Here is a 20,399-nt window from a genome sequence, read left to right on the forward strand (position 1 = left end):
CGCTGAAATGTAACCCACCCGGCGGCACGAGGGCTCATTTGGCCAGCTTGGCGGCCAGGGTCGCCTCGTCGGGCAGGTCGTCGGCCTCGAGGGTGTGTCCGTCACGCACGTAGTGGAAGGCCGCATGCACCTTCTCCACCGGGACACCGGCGAGCTGCGCCCAGGCGATCCGGTAGGCGGCCAGCTGGATGAACAGCGACTCCCGTTTCGCCGGTTCGGGGACGACGCCGGTCTTCCAGTCCACGACCGTCCACGAGCCGTCCTTCTCGGCGAAGACCGCGTCGATTCGGCCGCGCACGACGATGCCGCCGATCACGGTCTCGAACGGCACCTCCACCTCGGTGGGGCTGCGATTGGCCCAGCGGGACGCGAGGAATGCCTCGCGCAACGCGTCGAGGTCGGCGTCGGGGCTCGCCGTGGCGTCCGCGGCACCGGGCAGTTCGTCGATGTCGAGCAGCCGCGTGGCGCCGAACCAGCGTTCCACCCAGGCGTGGAATGCGGTGCCGCGCCGGGCCATCGGGTTGGGACGGAAGGGTGTGGGGCGTCGGAGCCGGCGGGCGAACTCGGCCTCGTCGGCGTCGAGTTCGACGAGCTGGCTGACCGAGAGGTGGGTCGGCAGTGTCACCTCGACGAGGGCCTGGTTGGACTGATGGTGCTCGGCCAGCAGCGCCGAGACCTCTGCCTCCCACGCCGCAACCTCGTCCTCCGGGTCGGGCGGCATCGGCAACGTCTCCGGATCGTCCGAGGCGTCGGGCGCCTCGAACAGCGCAGGCGCTTCGCGGGCCGTGATGGCGTCGAGCACGAGGTCGGCGGCGGCCTGCACGGCGTCGCGGCGACCGGCGAGCGGATCACGCGGCCACGGCTGTGCCACAACGCGTTCGGCCAGCGGGTTGGTCGCGTCCTCGGCGGGCGGCGGGGTGCGGACCGCGATCGACAGGCCGGTCGAGTCGACGGCGGGATCGGTGATCGCCTCGTCGATGGCGACCATCAGCTCGTCGAAGAAATCCGAACCGCCGCGCGGCTTGTCACCGGTCTCCGACCAGTGGTGGGCGGAGATCAACAGGTCGTGCCGTGCACGGGTAAGGGCGACGTAGAGCAGGCGCCGATCCTCCTCGAGGCGTCGTTCGCTGATCGCCGCCTTGTGGTCGGACAGGGCGTCCTCGAGTTGCTTGCGGTCGCCGACGGTGTCGATCTTCAGCAGCGGGAAGCCCTCGGGCGTGCCGTCCGCCGACTCGGCCGGGATCGCGAGGTCGCCGCGCAGGTCGGCGGGGAGTTCGCGCGCGCTGCCGAGCCACGTGGTGTCGGCCTTGGCGCTCGGGAAGATTCCCTTGGCCAGGTGCGGGATCGCCACGACGTCCCACTCGAGCCCCTTGGCCGCGTGCACGGTGAGGATCTGCACGCGCTGCTCGGCGACCTCGATCTTGCCGGGCTCCAGGCCTTTCTCGATGGACTCGGCGGCGTCGAGGAATGCCAGCAGCCCGGGAAGGTTCGCGCCGGGACGGTCGGCGTAGTGGCTGACGTAGTCGGCGAAGGCGTCGAGGTGTTCGCGGCCGGTGATCGCGCCGCGCATGCGCCGGGCCCGGATCTGCGCCTCGACGCCCACGCCGATGGTGTTCTCCACATCGGCGACGAGTTCGGGCAGTGGTTGTCCGATGCGGCGGCGGAGGGATTCGAGCTGCGCACCGAACGCCCGGATGCGGGCGTATCCCTCCGGGCTGTAGTCGCCGGGGTCACCCGGATCGACCACGGCGTCGGCGATCCCGGCGCGATCGACGATCTCGGTGGGCAGTACGGCGTCGAGCGCGGCGTCGAGTTCCTCGCGGCTGGTGACGACGCCACCCGCCTCGGCGTAGCTCTCGGCGGCCAGCGTGGTGGCCCGACGCCACAGCGCGGCAAGGTCTTTGGCGCCGAGGCGCCAGCGGGCACCGGTGAGGAGTCGCATGACGGCGGTGCCGGCCATCGGATCGGCCATCACGCGCAGGGTCGCGACGATGTCCTCGATCTCCGGGACGTGCAACAGTCCGCCGATGCCGACGACCTCGGTGGGGATGCCGCGGCTCTCCAGCTCGGCGGCCAGCGGGGCGGAATCCTCGTTGCGCCGCACCAGGATCGCCGTGGTGGGCGGAGCCTCGCCGGCGGTCTCGGCCGCGCGATAGCGCCGCTCGACCTCGTCGGCGATCCAGTTCCGTTCGTCGAGAACGGTCTCGGTGAGGGCGATGGCCGCGGTGCCGTGCGGGGCGTCGGGGCGGGGCCGCAGAATGGAGACCGGGATCCCGCGGCGCCGCAGTTCCTCCGAGATCTGGTTGGCCAGGCGGAGGCCCTGAGCTGCGTTGCGCCAGCTGGTGAGGAGTTCGCGACGTTCGGCGGGCGTGCCGTCGGGTCGTGGGAAGTCGCGGGCGAACCGCGGGAGGTTGGCCGCCGACGCACCGCGCCAGCCGTAGATGGACTGGATCGGGTCACCGACCGCGGTGACGGCGACCGACTCCCGCGACGGGTCGTGGCCGCCGAACAGGGTCGACAGCAGCACGCGCTGCGAATGGCCGGTGTCCTGGTACTCGTCGAGGAGGACCGCGCGGAACGCCGTGCGCTCGGCGGCCACGACCTCCGGGTTGGACACGACGAGCTTCGCGGCGAGCGACATCTGGCTGCCGAAGTCGAGCGAGGACTGCGCCCGCATCGTCTCGCCGAGCGCGATCACCATCGGGATCAGTTCGCGCCGCTCGTCGATGACCTCCTTGACCTTCAGCAGCGCCTGCGTGGGCTTGTCGCGCTGCTTCGGACCCTTCGGCAGGGTGTCGATGAGCTCGTAGAGTCGCGAACCCGCCTTGGCGAGATCGTCGATGTCGACGAGGTGTTCGGACATCTCGCCGTACAGCTTGAGGACCGACTCGGTGACGCTGGCCGGAACCTTCTTGGTGTTCAGCTCCCCCGGCCACGACGACACGAGCGAGAAGGCGAGCTGCCACAGTTCGGTCTCGGTGAGCAGCGTCGACGACGGTTCGACGGGCAGCAACAGACCGTAGTCGGCGATCAAGCGGCCGGCGTAGGCGTGATAGGTGCTGACCTCCGGGTCGGCGCCGCGCAGCCTTGCGGCGAGCGTCCCGTCCGGGTCCCAGGTGCGCAGGGCGGGCGCGCCCGACAGCATGGACAGGCGACGCCGGATACGTGCGCCGAGCTCGCTGGCGGCCTTGCGAGTGAAGGTGAGTCCGAGGATCTCGTCGGGTGCCACGATCTGGTTGGCGACGAGCCACACCACCCGCGAGGCCATCGTCTCGGTCTTGCCCGCACCGGCTCCGGCGACGACGAGCATCGGCTCGACCGGCGCCTCGATCACCGCCACCTGTTCGGGGGTCGGGTCGGGAAGGCCGAGCGCCCCGGCCAGCGACTTCGCGCCGATCATCGTCCGGCCGGGCGTGAGTCCACCGGTCTGGGTTCCGCTAGTCATCGGTCACCGCCTTTCCGGGGATCTTCGCGGGGCAGCTGGTGGTGAGGTTGCAGTGCACGCAGCCCGGGTTGGGTGTCGCGGTGAAGGTCGGGCCGATGCTCGCGCGGGCGGCCCGGCGCACCACGCCGATCCACTCGTCGAGCATCTCGGGCGTCAACGGCGACTGGACGCGTTCGGCCGCACCGGAATTGCGGTTCGCGGTGGACACGTAGACCAGGCGCGCACCACCCGGCGGGACATCACCGAACTGTGGCACTCCCCCATGCGCCAACGCGACCTGGTAGGCCGCCATCTGGGCGTGCTCGTCGGCCTCGGCCTTGGTGATCGCGTTCTTCGACGTCTTGACGTCGACGACCACCGGCCGGCCGGCCGCATCGGTCTCGAGGCGATCGACGCGGCCGCGCAGCCGCACGTCGGGCGCATCCTCTTCGTCGGGATCGCCGGTGGGACCGCCGGGAACGGTTGCGTCGACCGGCAATTCGACACCGACCTCCTCGAGGTCGGCACGCGAGATCCGCAGCCAGTCGCGGAAGTGGCCGAGCATGCTCTCGGCACGTTCGAGTTCGCGGGCCGAGTACCAACCCGCGCCGGTGTCGACCCGGTCCCAGATCCCGCGCAGCGCCGCGGTCACCTCGGCCGGATCCAGCTGTCCGGCAACGGCCTGGACGAGTGTGTGCACGAGGCTACCGGTGAGCGCGGGCGTCCCGTCGCCGTCGCGGCCGCCGTTGCGTTCGAGCACCCAGCGCAGCGAACACCGGTTCAGCGCCTCGACATTCGACGGCGACAGCACGACAGGCCCGTTGTCCGGTGTCCACAGCGGCGCATCGGTGCTGGGTTGGGCGAGTCCGAACCAGTCGCGCGGGTGGGCGCCGGGGATGTCGGAGTCGGCGAGTTCGGCGAGTAACCGCGCCGCGGCCCGGGTCCGCTCATCGGGTTCGTGGGCACCGGCCATGACCACCGAACGCAGGGTCGCGACCAGCGACGGGAGCGACAGGACGCGGTCCACACCCGGATCGAGTTGCAGTTCGGCCCGGGGCGCCTCGTCGTCGGGATCGTCGACGAGATCGGCGAGTTCGGTGAGGAAGCGCGACGGCGAGGCGTCGCCGCTGCCGTCCTCGACCGCGGTCACGAGCAGCCTGCTGCGTGCACGCGTGCAGGCGACCAGGAACAGTCGCCGTTCGTCGGCCAGTGCGGTGGCGCCGCGCGCGACGGTGTCGACCGCGCCGGCGTCCATGCCGTCGAGAATGTCGACGAGCGCACCGGTGGACAGCACACCACCCCGGCTGCGCAACGACGGCCACAGGCCGTCCTGGACCCCGGCCACCGCGACGACCTCCCACTCGCGTCCCACCGCGGCATGCGCCGACAGGACGGTCACCGATTCGGTTGCTGCCGTGGCGGTTCGGCTGTCGCGCGGGATCTGCAGCTGGGAGAGGTAGTGGACGAACCCGGCCGGCCCGGCGGCGGGCAGGGTGTCGGCGAAGTTGGCCGCCGCCTCGAACATCGCCATCACCGCGTCGAGGTCACGGTCGGCCTGCTCCCCGGCCGGTCCGCCCCGCACCGCCGACGCCGCCCAGCGCCGTTCCAGACCGGTGGCCTGCCAAGCCGCCCACAGCGTCTCCTCGACGCCGCGTCCGGCATCGTGTGCCCGCTGGCCGGCGGCGACGACGTCGAGAACGCGGGCCAGCGGCGCCGCCTCGGTCTCGGTGAGGGCCCGGCGGTACCGTGCGCCGAGCTCGGGGTCGAGGAGGGCGCGGGTCAAGGAGGTCAGCGAATCCGGTTGTGCCGTCGGGTCGTTCTTCTCGTCTAGGCGCCGGATGCCGCGACGCAGGCGTCGCATCGCACCGGGATCGGCCGCACCGACCGGCCCCGACAGCAGCGTGAGCGTGTCCTCGGTGGTGAACAGTTCGGACTCCGGGATCGCCTCGCTCCGCGTCGTCGGGTCCTCGCGGCGGGCGGCGACCACACGCAGCACCAGCATCAGTGCGATCACCGCACGCTGACGGTGCAGTGGCAGGTCGCTGGCGGGGGTCGTCACCGGGACTCCTGCCGAGCGGAACGCACGGCGCAGCGGGGGCAGGGCGAGGGACACCGACCGCACGATCACGGCCATCTGCGACCACGGCACGCCGTCGAACAGGTGCGCTCGACGCAGCAGATCGGCGATCGCGGTGGCCTCCTTGGCCGCCGAGCCGTACACGCGCACGGCCGCCACGTCGCGTGGCACGGCCGCGTCGGACTCGGCCTGCACCGGTTGCGGATACGCGTGTGGGCGCGCCCCGGGGAGCCGCGCCGCGATCGCGCGGCCCAGGCGGGCGAGGTCGGGGTGGGAGCGGAAGTCGTGTTCGAGCACGATGTCGCGCTCGGACCCCGGCTCGGCGAGCCCGTCGGCGAATCGTGGACTGGCCCCGCGGAATCCGAACACCGACTGATCGGTGTCGGCCGCGATGATCGTCGAGGTGGTGCCGGTACCGACCAGCCGGATCAGCTGTGCGGCCTGCGGATCCAGATGTTGCGCGTCGTCGACGAGCAGGTGGCGGATGCGGCGGCGTTCGCCGCTGAGCAGGTCGGGATCGGTCGCGAAGGCCGACAACGCCGAACCGATCAGCTCGGCGGCGTCGACGGCCGGTGCCGACGCACCGGGCGTCTCGAGTCCGACCGCGCCGCGCAGCAGCATGTTCTGCTCGTACTGGGCGTACGCACGGGCCGCGGCCGTCCACTCGGGGCGTTTGTGTTCGCGCCCGAGGGCCGCGAGTTCTTCCGGTCCGACGCCGCGTTCGGCGGCCCGCATCATCAGGTCGCGCAGTGCCTGCGCGAAGCCGTCGGTACCCAGCGCCGGCCGCAGATGTGCCGGCCAGTACTCCGCGCCGTCCTCGATGTCGCCGGCGAGCAGCTCGCGCAGCACGACGTCCTGCTCCGATCCGGTGATCAGCCGCGGGGGCGGGTTGCCGTGTGCACTCGCCTGCAGGCGCAGGATCGCGAAGGCGTAGGAGTGCACGGTCCGGACGAGGGGCTCGCGGAGTGCGCCGCCGAGCACACGCCTCCCGGCCGCGTTGGCCGAGAGCACGCGCCGGGTGATCTCCTCGCGCAACGCGACCGCCGCCCGGCGGCTCGACGCCAGGACGAGGACCGATTCCGGATCGGTCGCGGGGTCGAGCAGGCGCGCGACCGCGGCGTCGACGATCAGCGAGGTCTTGCCGCTGCCCGGTCCGCCGTGGACCCGCACCGGACGCCAGGCCTGCTCCTCCTCGCCGGCCGGGATGCTCGCCGCCGGGTCGATGACCTGCGCGATCGCCGGCGGCCACTCCCGGGGACGGTCCGCGGCCTCGGGCGCCGCGACGAGCCGTGCGCGCAGGGCGCTGCGTGACGCCTGGGTGCCCGGTTTTCGACTCATGGGCTCCATCGAATCATGTGCCACCGACGAGTCCTGCGCCCCGCGGTGTCGGTGCGGGTGGGTCGGGCTCGCGACCCGCGCATGCGGCAGGATGGACGGGTGACAGCTCTCAACACGTATGTCTTCGGCGGCGACTCGGCGGAGAGCGACACCGTTCTCGCGGTCCACGGTCTCACCGGCCACGGTCGTCGCTGGGAGCCCCTCGCACAGCACCTGAGCGGTGTCCGCATCGTCGCACCGGATCTCATCGGCCACGGCCGTTCCCCCTGGCGCCCGCCGTGGAGCATCGAGCACCATGTGCGTGCACTGTCGGCCGTGCTCGATGACCACGTCCCGGCCGGGCGGCCGATCGTCCTCGTGGGTCACTCGTACGGCGGTGCACTCGCACTACACCTGGCGAATCGCCGGCCCGACGCCGTCAAAGGACTCGTCCTCCTCGACCCCGCGCAGGGCCTCGACCCCGAGTTCGCGCTCCAGGTCGCCACCGACAGTCTCGACAACTGGGACTACGCGAGCGCCGACGCCGCGCGCTCGGCCAAACGCGCCGAGGGCTGGGCGGACGTTCCCGACGACATCCTCGAGGCCGAGCTCACCGAGCACCTCATCCCCCGCCCGCACGGCCGGGTCGGCTGGCGGGTCAGTGCACCTGCGGCCGCCGCATCGTGGAGCGAGATGGCCAGGCCCGCAGTGCTTCCGCCGCCGGGCGTGCCCACGCACGTCGTCGTCGCCGATCAGGTGCAGCCGCCTTTCGTGCGGCCGGCGTTCCTGGAGGCCTGCGCGAGCGAACGTGGGAACGACGTGACCGTGCACCACGTCGACTGTGCGCACATGGTGCCGTTCCTCGAACCCGAACTGTCCGCGTCGCTGATCCGCTCGTTGCTCTAGGGCCCCGATGGCTGCGATCACCGAGGAGCAGGTCGAAACCGTCCGCGCCCTGGTCGCGGCGATCCCGGTCGGCCAGGTGAGCACCTATGGCGACCTGGCCGGCGCGGCCGGACTGTCCAGCGCCCGGATCGTCGGCTGGATCATGCGCACCGACACCGCCGACCTGCCGTGGCATCGGGTCGTCCCCGCGAGCGGCCGTCCCGCACCGCATCTCGCGAATCGTCAGCTCGAACGGCTTGCGGCGGAGGGGGTCCCGATCGCCGACGGACGGATCCGGTTGCGCGAGTGCCGGTGGGCGATCGCGTGACCTCGATACGCGGCGTCCTCGCTTCGCTCGGTCGTCGCTACTCGGCCAGCAGAACGAACCACCCGCCGGCCCGGCCGTCACCACCCGGCCAACAGAACGAACCACCCGCCGGCCCGGTCGTCGCTACTCGGCCAACAGAACGAACCACCCGCGGGCCCGGCCGTCGCTACTCGGCCAACAGAAGGAGCCACCCCCGCGGGCCCGGCCGTCACCACTCGGCCAGCAGAACGAACCACCCGCCGGCCCGGCCGTCACCACCCGGCCAGCAGAACGAACCACCCGCCGGCCCGGCCGTCGCCACCCGGCCAACAGAACGAGCCACCCCCGCTGGTTGAGTAGGCGAGGAGCTTGCGACGAGCCGTATCGAAGCCAGCCGACGCAGCTCACACGAGACGCGGCACCGGGGTGCGTCGGTACGGGCTGATCGCGGCCCGCATGCGGGTGACGATGAGGTCGACGATGCGCGGGTCCGGACCGAGCGGTGCGGCGACCGCGTCGGCGCCGTAGGTCTCCAGACGCTGGTGGAAGAGTCCCGGTGCGAGCAGGTAGCTCGCGACCACGACGCGGCGTCCGGTGCGGCGCGCCTTCTCGATCGCCTCCGGCACCGACGGTTGCGCGGTGGTGATGAACCCGACCTCCACGCGACCGCCGATCAGGGAATCCAGCTGCCGCGCAGCCAGATACACCTGGCCGCAGGCACTGGAGTCCGACGACCCGGCGGCGGCCAGGACCACCGCGTCGCCCGGCTCCCAGCCGGCCTCGGCGAGCCGCAGGCGGGCGACCGCCGCGATCGCCGGGTCAGGGCCGAGTGCACGGGTCACGACCGTGTCGGAGCGGCCGGCCAGCGCGACGTGTTCGGGGATGTCCTTGCGGACGTGGTACCCCGATGCGAGGAAGGCCGGCACCAGGACCGCGGGCTTGTCGAGGTCGGCGATGACCTCGCTGGGTGTCGGCCCGAGCACGTCGACGAAAGCGGTGCGGGTGAGTCCGATCCGCGCGCTGACGGCCTCGGCGATCTCGGCGATCACGTTGACGCCGTGCGGGTTACGGGTGCCGTGAGCGACCAGCACCGGACTGACGTCGCGCAGGCGGTCGCCGTGCGGGAGTCGAACAGTGCCATCTTGCAGGGCGTTGTCTCGCATGTGTCCTCCCCTGGACGTGGTCATTCGTCTTCGGCGTCGTACTCGAGGTCGACGGCCAGGCGGTAACCGCGTTTGACGACGGTCTGGACCATTTTCGAATCCCCCAGTGCCGCCCGGAGTCGCGCGACCGCGACCTCGACGGCGTGGGTGTCGGAGCTGTCGCCGGGCAGCACCGCGAGCATCTCCTGCCGCGACACCACCCGACCGGGGTTGCGTGCGAGCAGCTTCAGCAGCAGCAGACCCGTCGCCGACAGGTCCTTCAGCTCGCCGTCGACGACGACGGCCTGGCCGCGGATCGCGGTGTCGTGTCCGGCGACCCGCAGCACGTGGGTGCGGCGCGGTAGTTCGTCGGTGATCAGGCGCGCGAGCGCTCCGAGCCGGAACCGGCGCGGATACGTCGTCGGGATCTGCAGCGCCTCCAGCGGACTGGCGGTCACCGATCCCACGCACATCACCGGGACCGCGGTGCGCAGTGCGTGCACGAACTGCTGCAGTTTGCCGAGTTCCTTGGCGCGGGTGAGGATCGACGCCGCGGCCGGTGCGCTGGTGAAGGTGATCGCGTCGAGGTCGCCGCGCAGAACCTGCGCGATCATCTTGTCGATGCGCGCCACGTCTGGGTGCATGTTCCACCGGTAGACCGGGATCGGCACGACCTCGGCGCCCGCGGCCCGCAGGACGGTGCAGAAGTCCGGCAACGGTTCCCACTCGCTCGTCGCACCGTGGAGCTGTACGGCGATCCGCACACCCTCGACGCCCTCGGCGAGCAAGTGATCGAGCACCTCCGAGGAGGACTCGCTCTCCGGCGACCACTCCTCCCGCAGGCCCGCGGCGCGGATCGCGCCCTTCGCCTTGGGGCCGCGCGCGATCAGCCTGCTCTGCGACAGCGAACGCAGCACGTCCTCGGCGTTGCCCCAACCGTCGGCCGCCTCGATCCAGCCGCGGAATCCGATGCCGGTGGTCGCCACCATGATCTGCGGCGGCGAGGCGATGATCTCCTCGGTCACCCGCTCGAGTTCGGTGTCGTCGACGAGCGGCAGGATGCGGATCGTCGGAGCCTGGACGACCCGGGCACCGCGTCGTTCCAGCAGTACGGCGAACTCCTCGGCACGACGCGCCGCGGTGATGCCGATGGTGAATCCGGTGAGTGGCAACGGGTCGGACTCGGCCGCATCACCGGGAAGATTGATGGTGTTCACGCGGGAAAGAACACCTCGACGATCCGCTCGACGACGCGTACGCCGTAGCTCGGCACGGAGACCGATTCGTCGTCCAGGCACACACCGGTCCGCAGCGCGAAGACCTGCTTGCCCAGCGGCGAGGCCACCGTCGGCTCGCCGGCACGGTCACCGGTGAGTCCGCGCGAGAGCACCGCGGCGCGACCGAACGGGTCGATGTTGCCGATGGCGTACAGGCGCGAGCGGCCGGGAGCCGCCTCCCGATCGGTCTCCGCGGCCGGCAGACGGAACAGCGCCGCCTGCTCACCGCGTGGTCCGAGCACCGCTACTCCGCGTCCGATGATCAGGTCGTCGATCGGGCACGCCCTCACCCAGGCTCCCTCGACCGGCCCCGACGCGTCGGCTCCCGACCGCTGCCCGGTCTCGTCTGGTGCGATGGTCATGTCGGCACTCCTTCCTTCACCGGCGCTGCGGTCACAACCGACCCGGTGTTCTCCTCCGCTCCCGGACGCACCTGCGGCATGTCGAGCAGCACCGGCACCTTACGTTCGTACTCGGCGAACCGGATGGTCGGGTCGACCACGTCGGGTGCGTTCACGAACGACACGAACCGCTTCAACTTGTCCTCGTCGTCGAGCACCGCCGCCCATTCGTCCCGGTATCCGGCGACGTGCCGGGCCATCGCGTCCTCGAGTTCGGCGGCGAGTCCCAGGCTGTCGTCGCAGACGACCGCCTTGAGGTGGTCGAGACCGCCTTCGAGGGACTCCAGCCACGGCGCGGTGCGCTGCAGCCGGTCGGCGGTACGGATGTAGAACATGAGGTACCGATCAATGTAGGCGACCAGGGTGTCGTCATCCACTCCGCTGGCCAGCAGCTGCGCATGTTTGGGGCTCTGACCGCCGTTGCCGCCGACGTAGAGGTTCCAGCCGTTCTCGGTGGCGATCACGCCGACGTCCTTGCCGCGGGCCTCCGCGCATTCGCGGGCACACCCGGAGACGCCGAACTTGATCTTGTGCGGCGACCGCAGGCCCCGGTACCGCTTCTCGAGGAAGACCGCCATGCCGACCGAGTCCTGAACGCCGTAGCGGCACCAGGTGGAACCGACGCAGCTCTTCACCGTGCGCAGGCTCTTGCCGTAGGCGTGCCCGGACTCCATCCCGGCGTCGACGAGGCGTCGCCAGATCTCGGGCAGCTGGTCGACGCGGGCACCGAACAGGTCGATGCGCTGGCCACCGGTGACCTTGGTGTACAGCCCGTAGTCACGGGCGATCTCGCCGATCACGATGAGCTGCTCGGGGGTGACCTCACCGCCCGGCATGCGGGGCACCACCGAGTACGACCCGTTCTTCTGCATGTTCGCGAGGAAGTGGTCGTTGGTGTCCTGCAGTCCGGCCTGCTCGCCGTCGAGGATGTGATCGCTCGACGTCGAGGCGAGGATCGAGGCGACGGTCGGCTTGCAGATCTCGCAGCCCTGGCCGGTGCCGTAACGGTCGATGAGATCGGAGAAGGTCCTTATGCCGGTGACAGCGACGATCTCGTACAGTTCGGCGCGTGACTGGGCGAAGTGATCACACAGCGACTTGCTGAGTTCGACGCCCGACGCGGAGAGCAGCTGCTTGATGCTGGGCACACAACCGCCGCAGGTGGTGCCGGCCGAGGTGCAACCCTTGATCGCGGCGATGTCGCAGGCGCCGTCGGCGATGGCCGAGCAGATCGAGCCCTTCGACACCCCGTTGCAGGAGCAGATCTCGGCATCGTCGGGCAGCGCGTCCATGCCGACGCCGGTGCCGCCCTCCGGGGCGATCAGGGCCGCGGGGTCGCCGGGGATCTCGCGACCGACCATCGGCTTGAGCAGGGCGTACGCCGACGCGTCGCCGACCAGGATCCCGCCGAGCAGGGTCTTCGCGTCGTCGCTGACGACGATCTTGGCGTACTTGCCCGCGACCGCGTCGTGGTAGGTGATCTCGAGGGCGTTCTCGGTGGTCGCGAACGCATCGCCGAAGCTGGCGACGTCGACGCCGAGCAGTTTCAGCTTGGTCGACATGTCAGCGCCGGGGAAGGTCGACGAGCCGCCGAGGAGACGGTCGGCGACGACCTCGGCGGTCGAGTAGCCGGGGGCGACGAGTCCGTAGCAGCGGCCCTCCACCGCGGCGACCTCACCGATGGCGAAGATGTGCTCGTCGTCGGTGACGCAGTTCGTGTCGACGAGGACACCGCCGCGCTCGGCGACCGCGAGGCCCGCGTCGCGGGCGAGCTGGTCTCGGGGCCGGACGCCCGCGGAGAAGACGACCAGCGAGGCGTCGATCAGCGACTCGTCGGAGAGCGTGACACGCAGGCCGCCGTTCTCCGCGTCGGCGATCTCCGAGGTGCCGACGCCGGTGTGGACCTCGAGGCCGAGGTCGGTGACGAGGTTCTTCAGGATCGCGCCGCCGCCGGCGTCGACCTGCATCGGCATCAACCGCGGTGCGAATTCGACCACGTGCGGCTTCAGGCCCATCAGCTTGAGCGCGTTGGCCGCCTCGAGCCCGAGCAGACCACCTCCGACCACGACGCCCGTCGCCCCCGGGCCGGCCGCGTCGGCGGCAGCCCGGATGTCGTCGAGGTCGTCGAGCGTGCGGTAGACGAAGCACTTCGAGTTGTCGTGACCCGGCACCGGCGGCACGAAGGCGTACGAACCCGTCGCGAGAACGAGTGCGTCATAGGCGATCTCACGGCCACCGGAGGTCACCACGCGTCGATGCACGCGGTCGATGCCCGTGACGGCCTCTCCCAGATGCGTGACGACGAGATCGTCGCCGTCGTAGGTGTTGCCGTCCAGCGCGAGCGAATCACGCTGCCACGCACCGACGTAGGAGGACAGACCCACGCGGTCATAGGCCGGATCGCGCTCCTCGGAGACGATCTCGACGCGCCACCGGTTCTCGGTGTCACGCTTGCGCATCTCCTGCACGAAGCGGTGGCCGACCATGCCGTGACCCACCACGACGACGGTGTTGCGGCCGGTGTTGGTCTCGCTGCTCATTGTCTACTCCCTGTGCCTTGCCTGATGGTCGAGTTGCGCCGCGGGCGAACTCAGGCCAGTGCTTCCCTGGTGGCCGGCTCGCCGGTACCTGCGGTGGTTCCGGCGGCCTCCGCGACCGGCAGATCGGTGGTCTCGCCGACGACGATCGGGCGTCGTGCGTAGAACCACCAGGTGACCACCGCGGCCACCACGTAGAAGGTGAGGAACACCCAGAAGGCTTGCGTCGCCGATTGATTGGACTTGTAGCTGGACCGCAGCACCAGGTTGATGCCGACACCGCCGAGACCGCCTGCCGCACCGGCGATGCCGATGAGCGCACCGGACATGCTGCGCGACCAGGTCGACTTGCCGAAGGCGTTCAGCCCCGACAGCGTCTGCGCCCTGTGCTCCCAGATCGTCGGGATGATCTTGTACACCGATCCGTTCGCGATGCCGGAGATCAGGAACAGCAGGATGAAGCCGGTGATGAAGGCCGCGAGGACACCGCCGCTGATCACCTTGCCGTTGGCGTCGGCCGACATACCCGCGATCACGAGGATCGAGGCCGAGGCGGCCATCGCGATGAAGCAGTACAGCGTGACCTTGCCGCCGCCGATACGGTCGGCTAGCTTGCCGCCGTAAGGGCGGGCCAGCGAACCGAGAAGCGGTCCGATCCAAGCGATCTGCGCTGCCGCGAGCGCGGGCTTGGAGGCACCGGCGGAGGTGAAGCTGATGTTGAGGACCTGGCTGAACGCGAAACCGAAACCGATGAACGAGCCGAAGGTGCCGATGTAGAGCAGGCAGATGAGCCAGGTGTCGCGGTATTTGAGGCAGTCGATCATCGCCCTGCCGCTGGCGGTCTGGTGGTCGAGGTTGTCCATGTAGATCGCCGCGCCGATGCCCGCGACCGCGAGTGCCACGAGGTAGACCGCGCAGACGATCTCCGGCTGGTCGGCGAAGAGCCAGATGACCAGCAGGCCGATGACCTGGACGACCGGGACGCCGATGTTGCCGCCGCCGGCGTTGAGGCCGAGCGCCCAGCCCTTGAGTCGCTGCGGGTAGAAGGCGTTGATGTTGGTCATCGAGGAGGCGAAGTTGCCGCCGCCGAAGCCGGTGATGGCCGCGACCGCGAGGAACCAGCCGAACCCGAACTCGCCCGGGTTCATCATCAGCATCATCGTCAGGCCGGTGGGGACGAGGAGGACGATGGCGGAGAAGATCGCCCAGTTGCGTCCGCCGAACCTCGCGGTGGCCTGGGTGTAGGGGATGCGCAGGCACGAGCCGACGAGGGTCGCGGTCGCGGCGATGACGAACTTCTGATCCATGCTGATGCCGTACTCCGGGCCCATGAACAGGGCCATCACGGAGAACAGCGACCAGATCGAGAAACCGACGTGTTCGCAGATCACCGACCACACGAGGTTGCGCTTGGCGATCGCGGCGTTGCCGTTCTCCCAGGCGACCCGGTCCTCGGGGTCCCAGTCGGTGATGGTGTGGTCACGCTTGAGCTGTGCTCTGAGGTCTGCGAATGCCATGCGTCCCCGTCTTCCGATGCTTGGTGGTCACTGCACGAGCAGTGCGGGCTGTCTTCTCGACACGACAGCGCGCTGTCATATCGGACGCCGACACCGATGTCGTGCGACTGAGACCAAGCATCCCGGGGACGTGTTGCGCGGATTTTCCGCGAGGTGACCGGACCGTCACGTTGTTCTCACTTCGGCACGCAGGCCGTGTGAGAACTCGGACAAACCGCGATCAGGGCTGTGAGCTGCGGTTATACGAGCAAACGTACCAGCTCGACGACCCGCTGCAACCCGGGCAGTGCGCCGGCCGTCGAGCGCGGGTGCAGGGCGTGGACGGCCAGACGGAACATCGTCGCCCGCAGCATCATCTGCGGCCACTCCGGTTGATCCGACCACCGCTGAACGAGTTCGGTGTCGGCGCCGCCCCAGGCTAGGGCGTCGACCACGGCCACCGCGGCCGCCCACGGGGCAGGCCGCCAGTAGGGGACGATGTCGGTGATGCCCGGTGCCGCGGCACCGGCGAAGAGCACGGTGCCGAACAGATCGCCGTGCACGACCTGAGACGGCAGGTCGACCGGCTTGCGGAGCTTCGCCAGCGTTCTCAGCATCTCGACGCTCTGCACGCCGTCGGGTGCGGTCGGCTCGACCATGCCCGCGGCACGTGCCGAGCGCAGCGGCACCTCCTCCCACGCGGCCCGGTCGGCGGCGGTGAAGACGTCGACGTCGGTGTGTGGCGGCGCGGGCGGCTGCAGCAGGAACCGCGGGCGTTCGAGGGACGCAGTCGCCTCGTGTAGACGGTCGGCGACGAGGACGACCTCGTCGTGGCGTGGTTCGGGTGTTCCGGCGATATAGGTGTCGGCCCGCCACCCCGAGACGACATATCGGCCGTCGGTGGCACGGAACGGCCGTGCGATCCGCATGCCCTCGACGTAGAGCGTCTCGCGGACGGCTGCCGACCAGGCGGCGCGCGCGTGGTCGGGCACGAGCGACAGCACGACCTCACCGACGCGCCAGCCACCGATCCATGATTCGCCCATGGCGACGGGCGGATGGGAGGTGAGCCCGAACGTGTTCAGCACGTGTTCGGGCGGCTCGACGGTATTCACCAGGTCAGATTACCGAGCGCCGGTGACCGATTCGAGAAGGCACGCGGTGGGAGCACCCGGGAACGGATGCCCCCACTGCGGTGAGAAGGTGCTCAGTAGACCGGCAGCGTCTTGTCGACCTGGTTGGCCCAGGCGGTCACCCCACCCTGCAGGTGGGTGGCGTCGGCGAAACCGGCTCGCTTGAGTGCGGCGAGCGCCTCGGCCGACCGGATGCCGGTCTTGCAATACAGGACGGTCGGACGGTCCTGCGGGACCTTCGCCAGGCCCTCGCCGGAGAGGATCTCGCCCTTGGGGATGAGGGTCGCGCCCTCGATCCGCACGATGTCCCACTCCACCGGCTCGCGCACGTCGATGATCGCGAGCTTCTCTCCCGCGTCGATCTTCTGCTTGAGCTCGGCGGCGGTGAGCGTCGAGCCGGCCGCGGCGTCAGAGGCCTCGTTGGACACCACACCGCAGAAGTCGTCGTAGTCGATGAGGCCGGCGATGCGCTCGCCCTCCGGGTCCTTGCGGATCTTGATGGTCCGGTAGGTCATGTCGAGGGCGTCGTAGACCATGAGGCGACCGAGTAGCGGTTCACCGATACCGCAGATGAGCTTGATGGCCTCGGTGCCCATGATCGATCCGATCGAGGCGCACAGGATGCCGAGGACACCGCCCTCGGCGCACGACGGCACCATCCCGGGCGGCGGGGCCTGCGGGTAGAGGTCGCGGTAGTTGATGCCGCGGCCGTCGGGGGCGTCCTCCCAGAACACCGACGCCTGGCCCTCGAAGCGGTAGATCGATCCCCAGACGTACGGCTTGTGCGCGAGCACCGCGGCGTCGTTGACCAGATAACGGGTCGCGAAGTTGTCGGTGCCGTCGAGGATGAGGTCGTACTGCGAGAACAACTCGATCGCGCCCTCGGGTTCGAGTCGCTGATCGTGGATGTTCACGGTGACGTACGGGTTGATCTCGAGGATCGAGTCCCGCGCGCTCTCGGCCTTCGGGCGTCCGATGTCGGACTGGCCGTGGATGACCTGGCGCTGCAGATTGGACTCGTCGACGATGTCGAATTCGACGATGCCGATGGTGCCGATACCCGCCGCGGCAAGGTACAGCAGCGTCGGAGAACCGAGTCCACCGGCGCCGATGACGAGCACCTTCGCGTTCTTCAGGCGCTTCTGCCCGTCCATCCCCACATCCGGGATGATCAGATGGCGGCTGTAACGGGCCACCTCTTCATTGCTCAGTTCGGCTGCCGGCTCCACGAGGGGTGGCAGCGACCCGGTGAGCGACCCTTGCGACGACACGAACGCCTCCAGTAATCGGCGAGTACACGGACTCTTGGCACAACCACCGGAGTCGCCCGCTCATTCCCGGGGTCAGCGCTTGGGGAACGGCCAGGGATTCGGGCGGCAGACGAACGTGCGATTGGCCTTCATGTCCGGGTCGAGGGCCATGATCTCGGAGTTCGCGGTGCCGAAGGACTGTTGCATCATCACCGGCGCGAGCGCCCCGTTCTCGCGGCACGGCTCGTGCGATGCGTAGCCGAGTCCGTGTCCGACCTCGTGATTGACGAGGTACTGGCGGTAGGCGATGTCGTCACCCTGATAGGACAGAGCACCGCGCACCCAGCGGGCCTCGTTGAGCGTCACCCGTTCCTGCGGCGGGTAGTAACAGGAGGTCTCCAGCTTGATCTGGTATCCGCACAGTTCGCGGGTCGTGCCGGTGGAGACCAGGGTGATGCGCAGGTCCGGCTCGCCGCGGTCGATGCGGCGGAAGCTCACGCGCCCGTCGCCGATCCAGCTGCGCGGGTTGGCCAGCGTCATGTCGACCATCTTCGCGAAGGTCGGGTCGCCGCCGTAGTCCTGCGGATTCAGGCCGTTCTCCACCTCGACGGTGTAGGTGTACTCCTGGCCGCCGGTGCCGACCTTCGGACCCGCTCCGCGCAGCACCCGGAAGGTCTGCTTGCCCTGTGTGGTGAACGGGCCGCCCTGCGGCAGGGTGCCGGCGGGCAGTGCCGCGGCCTGGATGTCACCGGTCGGCGCACCGATCGGGCGTGTCTCGGTGCTGATGTCGGTGTTGCGGGCAGCCGAGTCGGGATTGACCGCGGCGGTCGGGGCCAGATCGGAACCCCGTCCGTCCTGGATGGTCACCACGATGAGAGCGATCGTGAGAATCGTCAGAACCGGGATGGCGTAGGCGCGCCAACCATACGTCGAGACGAACCGGCCGAGAGCCGACTGCTTCTTGTATTCGGGCTGCGCATCGCGGTCGACGCGGGGACGGCCGTTGTCATCGGTCGGGTCCCAGCGCGCCCGAAGCGGCTGGTCCGGCTTGGGACGCCCCGACGATCTCGGGCCGACATCCTTGGTGCGCACCGGTCCCTCGTCGAGGCCGGTGCCGCCATCCTCTGTGCGGCTCACGAAACAACTTTCTCACAGCGGACCGCAGATACTGCGCAGGAAGGTCTCCCGAGTACGATCTTCGCCATGTCGACCGCAACCAACGCGTCCTCGGTACCCGGACGCAGTACGCGCCTGCCGCGCAGCGCACGGCGCATGCAGTTGCTCGATGCGGCCAGTGAGATCTTCGTCGAACGCGGCTACCACGCTGCGGGGATGGACGAGATCGCCGTGCACGCGGGAGTGAGCAAACCCGTCCTGTATCAGCACTTCCCGTCGAAGCTGGACCTCTACATCGCGGTCGTCGACTCGCATGCCGAGAAGCTGGTCAGCGACGTCAACACCGCCCTGCGCACCACGACCGACAACCGGAAGCGTGTCCGGGCCGCGGTCGAGGCCTTCTTCGACTTCATCGACCAGGACAACTCGGGCTACCGGCTGATCTTCTCGTCCGACGCCTCCGACCCGGCGGTCATCCGTCGCGTCGAAGGTGCGACCGAGGCGTGCGTCGACGCGGTGTACGGCCTGGTCATGCACGACTCCGGCCTCGACCCGTATCGCTCGCGTATGCTCGCCTCCGGGCTCGTCGGCGCCAGCCAGGTCAACGCGCGTTACTGGCTCGAGGCCAAGCGTCCCGTCGACAAGCAGACGGCCGTCGACACCACCGTCGCACTGCTCTGGGGCGGTCTGTCCCACTTCCCGCGCCAGGCCGCACCGCAGGCCGACGCCGAGTCGCCGGCGGAGGACACCGACTCCGGTCCGGCCTGAGACCCCGACGACGGGTCCCGGACATACGACAAGGGTCCGGCGCGCACCTCGCGATCACTCGCAACGGTGCGCGCCGGGCCCTTGTTCGTGGGTCTGTGTCCCGCCTCAGGAACCGAATCCGACGCGACGGTTCTCCGACGCCCCGACCTCGACGTAGGCGATCTTGGTGACCGGGATCAGGTAACGGGCGCCCTTCTCGTCCACCAGGGCCAGCAGCTGCTGCTTGCCGCCAAGTGCCGCCTCGACCTCGGCGTAGGCCTCGTCGCTGGTCAGCGACGTCGCGACGGTCAGCTCACGCGGGCTGTCGGTGATGCCGATCTTCACTTCCACGGCCATGTGCCGCCCTCCTCCGGTGTCAACAACGCTTGCCGCACAAGGCTAGTCCAGCGGTCATGGGGCCGGACAGCCGCTCCGCTGACAGCGAAAAGCGGCGGGAACGAGCAGGAGGTCAGTCGAGTCCGAGATCGGCCATGCGCTCGGCGTGTTTGGCCGCGACCGCGTCGAAGAAGTGGGCGACCCCGGACAGCGAGGAGGCCCCGGAGAACAGCAGGTCGGTGACCTCCTCCTCGGCGGCGAGCACCCACTGCGCGTGGGTGATGGCCTCACCCAGGAGACGACGACCCCACAGGACCAGCGCGGACTTGATGGACGGATCGGCCTCGACGGCCGCCCGGACCTGCTCACGCGCGAACGCCGAATTGGCGGTCTCCGCCATCACCTCGGCCATCACGGTGCGCGAATCGGGCGGGAGCATGTCGGACAGTTCGACGTAGAAGTCGGAGGCCAGGCCGTCACCGACGTAGGCCTTGACCAACGCCTCGTACCATGTCTTCGGGGTGGTGGCCCGGTGGTATTGATCGAAGACCGAGCGGTAGCGTTCGACGGCCTCGGCCGCGGTGAGCCCCGTCATCGTCTCGACTCGCTCGGCGAGGCGGTCGAAGTGGCCGACCTCGGAGGCTGCCATGCGCGCAATCGCGATCTTGCTCGGCACGTCGGGAGCCATCGCCGACTCCTCGATGAGGCGATGGAAGGCGGCGAACTCGCCGGCCAGCAGCACCGCGAACAGCTTCCCGACCACGCGGTCCTGGGTCTCGATCGCAGCTACCGGGGTGATGTCGGAGGGTTCGGAAACAGGCGCCATGAGGTGATGGTAGCGGCCTCTCAGGAAGCACCAAGTACACTCGACCTCGGTGCACCCCGACGGGACCCCCCGGCGCCTGCCCGCCGAGCTGCGTGATCATCGTTTGCTCCCCGGCGCGAGCGTGTGGA

The 20,399-nt window shown here is 69.7% G+C and carries 15 protein-coding genes; 3 read left to right on the forward strand and 12 right to left on the reverse strand.

The annotated features are described in order from the left end of the window. Positions 1 to 34 precede the first annotated feature (34 nt). Together LQD00_RS06665 and LQD00_RS06670 are read right to left on the reverse strand one after the other, a co-directional pair. Positions 35 to 3,445 carry an ATP-dependent helicase gene (locus LQD00_RS06665; RefSeq protein ID WP_269784735.1) on the reverse strand — a complete coding sequence of 1,137 codons (3,411 nt, stop codon included), beginning with the start codon at positions 3,443 to 3,445 and terminating at the stop codon, positions 35 to 37. Beyond that, positions 3,438 to 6,839, reverse strand: coding sequence for an ATP-dependent helicase (locus tag LQD00_RS06670; protein ID WP_232716251.1), 3,402 nt, complete (start codon positions 6,837 to 6,839; stop codon positions 3,438 to 3,440). The genes LQD00_RS06665 and LQD00_RS06670 overlap by 8 nt, the downstream gene beginning before the upstream one ends. 99 nt (positions 6,840 to 6,938) lie before the next feature. Between LQD00_RS06670 and LQD00_RS06675 the strand changes: the two genes are divergently transcribed. Both LQD00_RS06675 and LQD00_RS06680 read left to right on the forward strand, forming a co-directional pair. After that, positions 6,939 to 7,724, forward strand: a complete 786-nt coding sequence (locus tag LQD00_RS06675; RefSeq protein WP_232716252.1) for an alpha/beta fold hydrolase — start codon at positions 6,939 to 6,941, stop codon at positions 7,722 to 7,724. 7 nt (positions 7,725 to 7,731) lie between these two features. Next, positions 7,732 to 8,031, forward strand: a complete 300-nt coding sequence (locus LQD00_RS06680; protein WP_232716253.1) for an MGMT family protein — start codon at positions 7,732 to 7,734, stop codon at positions 8,029 to 8,031. A gap of 383 nt (positions 8,032 to 8,414) precedes the next feature. Here the strand turns inward: LQD00_RS06680 and LQD00_RS06685 are convergent, their stop codons facing one another. The 8 genes from LQD00_RS06685 to LQD00_RS06720 all read right to left on the reverse strand — a co-directional run bounded on the left by LQD00_RS06685 (position 8,415) and on the right by LQD00_RS06720 (position 18,383). Beyond that, positions 8,415 to 9,173, reverse strand: coding sequence for a sirohydrochlorin chelatase (locus LQD00_RS06685; protein WP_232716254.1), 759 nt, complete (start codon positions 9,171 to 9,173; stop codon positions 8,415 to 8,417). 20 nt (positions 9,174 to 9,193) lie between these two features. Beyond that, complete coding sequence (locus LQD00_RS06690) at positions 9,194 to 10,369, reverse strand: uroporphyrinogen-III synthase (RefSeq protein WP_232716255.1); 1,176 nt, start codon at positions 10,367 to 10,369, stop codon at positions 9,194 to 9,196. Then, complete coding sequence (locus tag LQD00_RS06695; protein WP_232716257.1) at positions 10,366 to 10,791, reverse strand: nitrite reductase (NAD(P)H) small subunit; 426 nt, start codon at positions 10,789 to 10,791, stop codon at positions 10,366 to 10,368. Before LQD00_RS06695 ends, LQD00_RS06690 begins: the two co-directional genes overlap by 4 nt. After that, positions 10,788 to 13,370, reverse strand: coding sequence for a nitrite reductase large subunit NirB (gene nirB, locus LQD00_RS06700; protein WP_232716259.1), 2,583 nt, complete (start codon positions 13,368 to 13,370; stop codon positions 10,788 to 10,790). The genes LQD00_RS06695 and nirB overlap by 4 nt, the downstream gene beginning before the upstream one ends. A 50-nt stretch (positions 13,371 to 13,420) precedes the next feature. Continuing rightward, on the reverse strand, positions 13,421 to 14,884 hold the full coding sequence (locus tag LQD00_RS06705) for a nitrate/nitrite transporter (RefSeq protein ID WP_232716261.1): 1,464 nt from the start codon (positions 14,882 to 14,884) through the stop codon (positions 13,421 to 13,423). Positions 14,885 to 15,123: 239 nt separating this feature from the next. Then, positions 15,124 to 15,978, reverse strand: a complete 855-nt coding sequence (locus LQD00_RS06710) for a TIGR02569 family protein (RefSeq protein WP_232716263.1) — start codon at positions 15,976 to 15,978, stop codon at positions 15,124 to 15,126. 92 nt (positions 15,979 to 16,070) lie between these two features. Beyond that, on the reverse strand, positions 16,071 to 17,267 hold the full coding sequence (moeZ, locus tag LQD00_RS06715; RefSeq protein WP_232716265.1) for an adenylyltransferase/sulfurtransferase MoeZ: 1,197 nt from the start codon (positions 17,265 to 17,267) through the stop codon (positions 16,071 to 16,073). A 72-nt stretch (positions 17,268 to 17,339) separates the two neighbouring features. Further along, positions 17,340 to 18,383 carry a DUF3152 domain-containing protein gene (locus tag LQD00_RS06720; protein ID WP_232716267.1) on the reverse strand — a complete coding sequence of 348 codons (1,044 nt, stop codon included), beginning with the start codon at positions 18,381 to 18,383 and terminating at the stop codon, positions 17,340 to 17,342. A gap of 66 nt (positions 18,384 to 18,449) precedes the next feature. Here LQD00_RS06720 and LQD00_RS06725 point away from each other — a divergent pair, with 66 nt between their 5' ends. Then, a complete protein-coding gene (locus LQD00_RS06725; protein ID WP_232716269.1) occupies positions 18,450 to 19,130 on the forward strand; it encodes a TetR/AcrR family transcriptional regulator in 681 nt (226 codons plus the stop codon). A gap of 105 nt (positions 19,131 to 19,235) precedes the next feature. On the opposite strand, the gene LQD00_RS06730 is transcribed toward LQD00_RS06725, so the two are convergent. Both LQD00_RS06730 and LQD00_RS06735 read right to left on the reverse strand, forming a co-directional pair. Further along, positions 19,236 to 19,466, reverse strand: coding sequence for a DUF3107 domain-containing protein (locus LQD00_RS06730; protein ID WP_232716270.1), 231 nt, complete (start codon positions 19,464 to 19,466; stop codon positions 19,236 to 19,238). A 112-nt stretch (positions 19,467 to 19,578) separates the two neighbouring features. Beyond that, positions 19,579 to 20,271, reverse strand: a complete 693-nt coding sequence (locus LQD00_RS06735; RefSeq protein WP_006866914.1) for a ferritin-like fold-containing protein — start codon at positions 20,269 to 20,271, stop codon at positions 19,579 to 19,581. Positions 20,272 to 20,399 lie beyond the last annotated feature (128 nt).

Origin of the sequence: Gordonia metallireducens, assembly GCF_021245825.1 — a bacterium.
GTDB lineage: Bacteria > Actinomycetota > Actinomycetes > Mycobacteriales > Mycobacteriaceae > Gordonia > Gordonia namibiensis.

Bases quoted from the DNA above. Each gene is read 5' to 3' on its own strand.
- LQD00_RS06665 (WP_269784735.1), bottom strand. From the start codon at position 3,445: ATGACTAGCGGAACCCAGACCGGTGGACTCACGCCCGGCCGGACGATG.
- LQD00_RS06670 (WP_232716251.1), bottom strand. From the start codon at position 6,839: ATGAGTCGAAAACCGGGCACCCAGGCGTCACGCAGCGCCCTGCGCGCA.
- LQD00_RS06680 (WP_232716253.1), top strand. From the start codon at position 7,732: ATGGCTGCGATCACCGAGGAGCAGGTCGAAACCGTCCGCGCCCTGGTC.
- LQD00_RS06685 (WP_232716254.1), bottom strand. From the start codon at position 9,173: ATGCGAGACAACGCCCTGCAAGATGGCACTGTTCGACTCCCGCACGGC.
- LQD00_RS06695 (WP_232716257.1), bottom strand. From the start codon at position 10,791: ATGACCATCGCACCAGACGAGACCGGGCAGCGGTCGGGAGCCGACGCG.
- nirB (WP_232716259.1), bottom strand. From the start codon at position 13,370: ATGAGCAGCGAGACCAACACCGGCCGCAACACCGTCGTCGTGGTGGGT.
- LQD00_RS06705 (WP_232716261.1), bottom strand. From the start codon at position 14,884: ATGGCATTCGCAGACCTCAGAGCACAGCTCAAGCGTGACCACACCATC.
- LQD00_RS06725 (WP_232716269.1), top strand. From the start codon at position 18,450: ATGTCGACCGCAACCAACGCGTCCTCGGTACCCGGACGCAGTACGCGC.
- LQD00_RS06730 (WP_232716270.1), bottom strand. From the start codon at position 19,466: ATGGCCGTGGAAGTGAAGATCGGCATCACCGACAGCCCGCGTGAGCTG.
- LQD00_RS06735 (WP_006866914.1), bottom strand. From the start codon at position 20,271: ATGGCGCCTGTTTCCGAACCCTCCGACATCACCCCGGTAGCTGCGATC.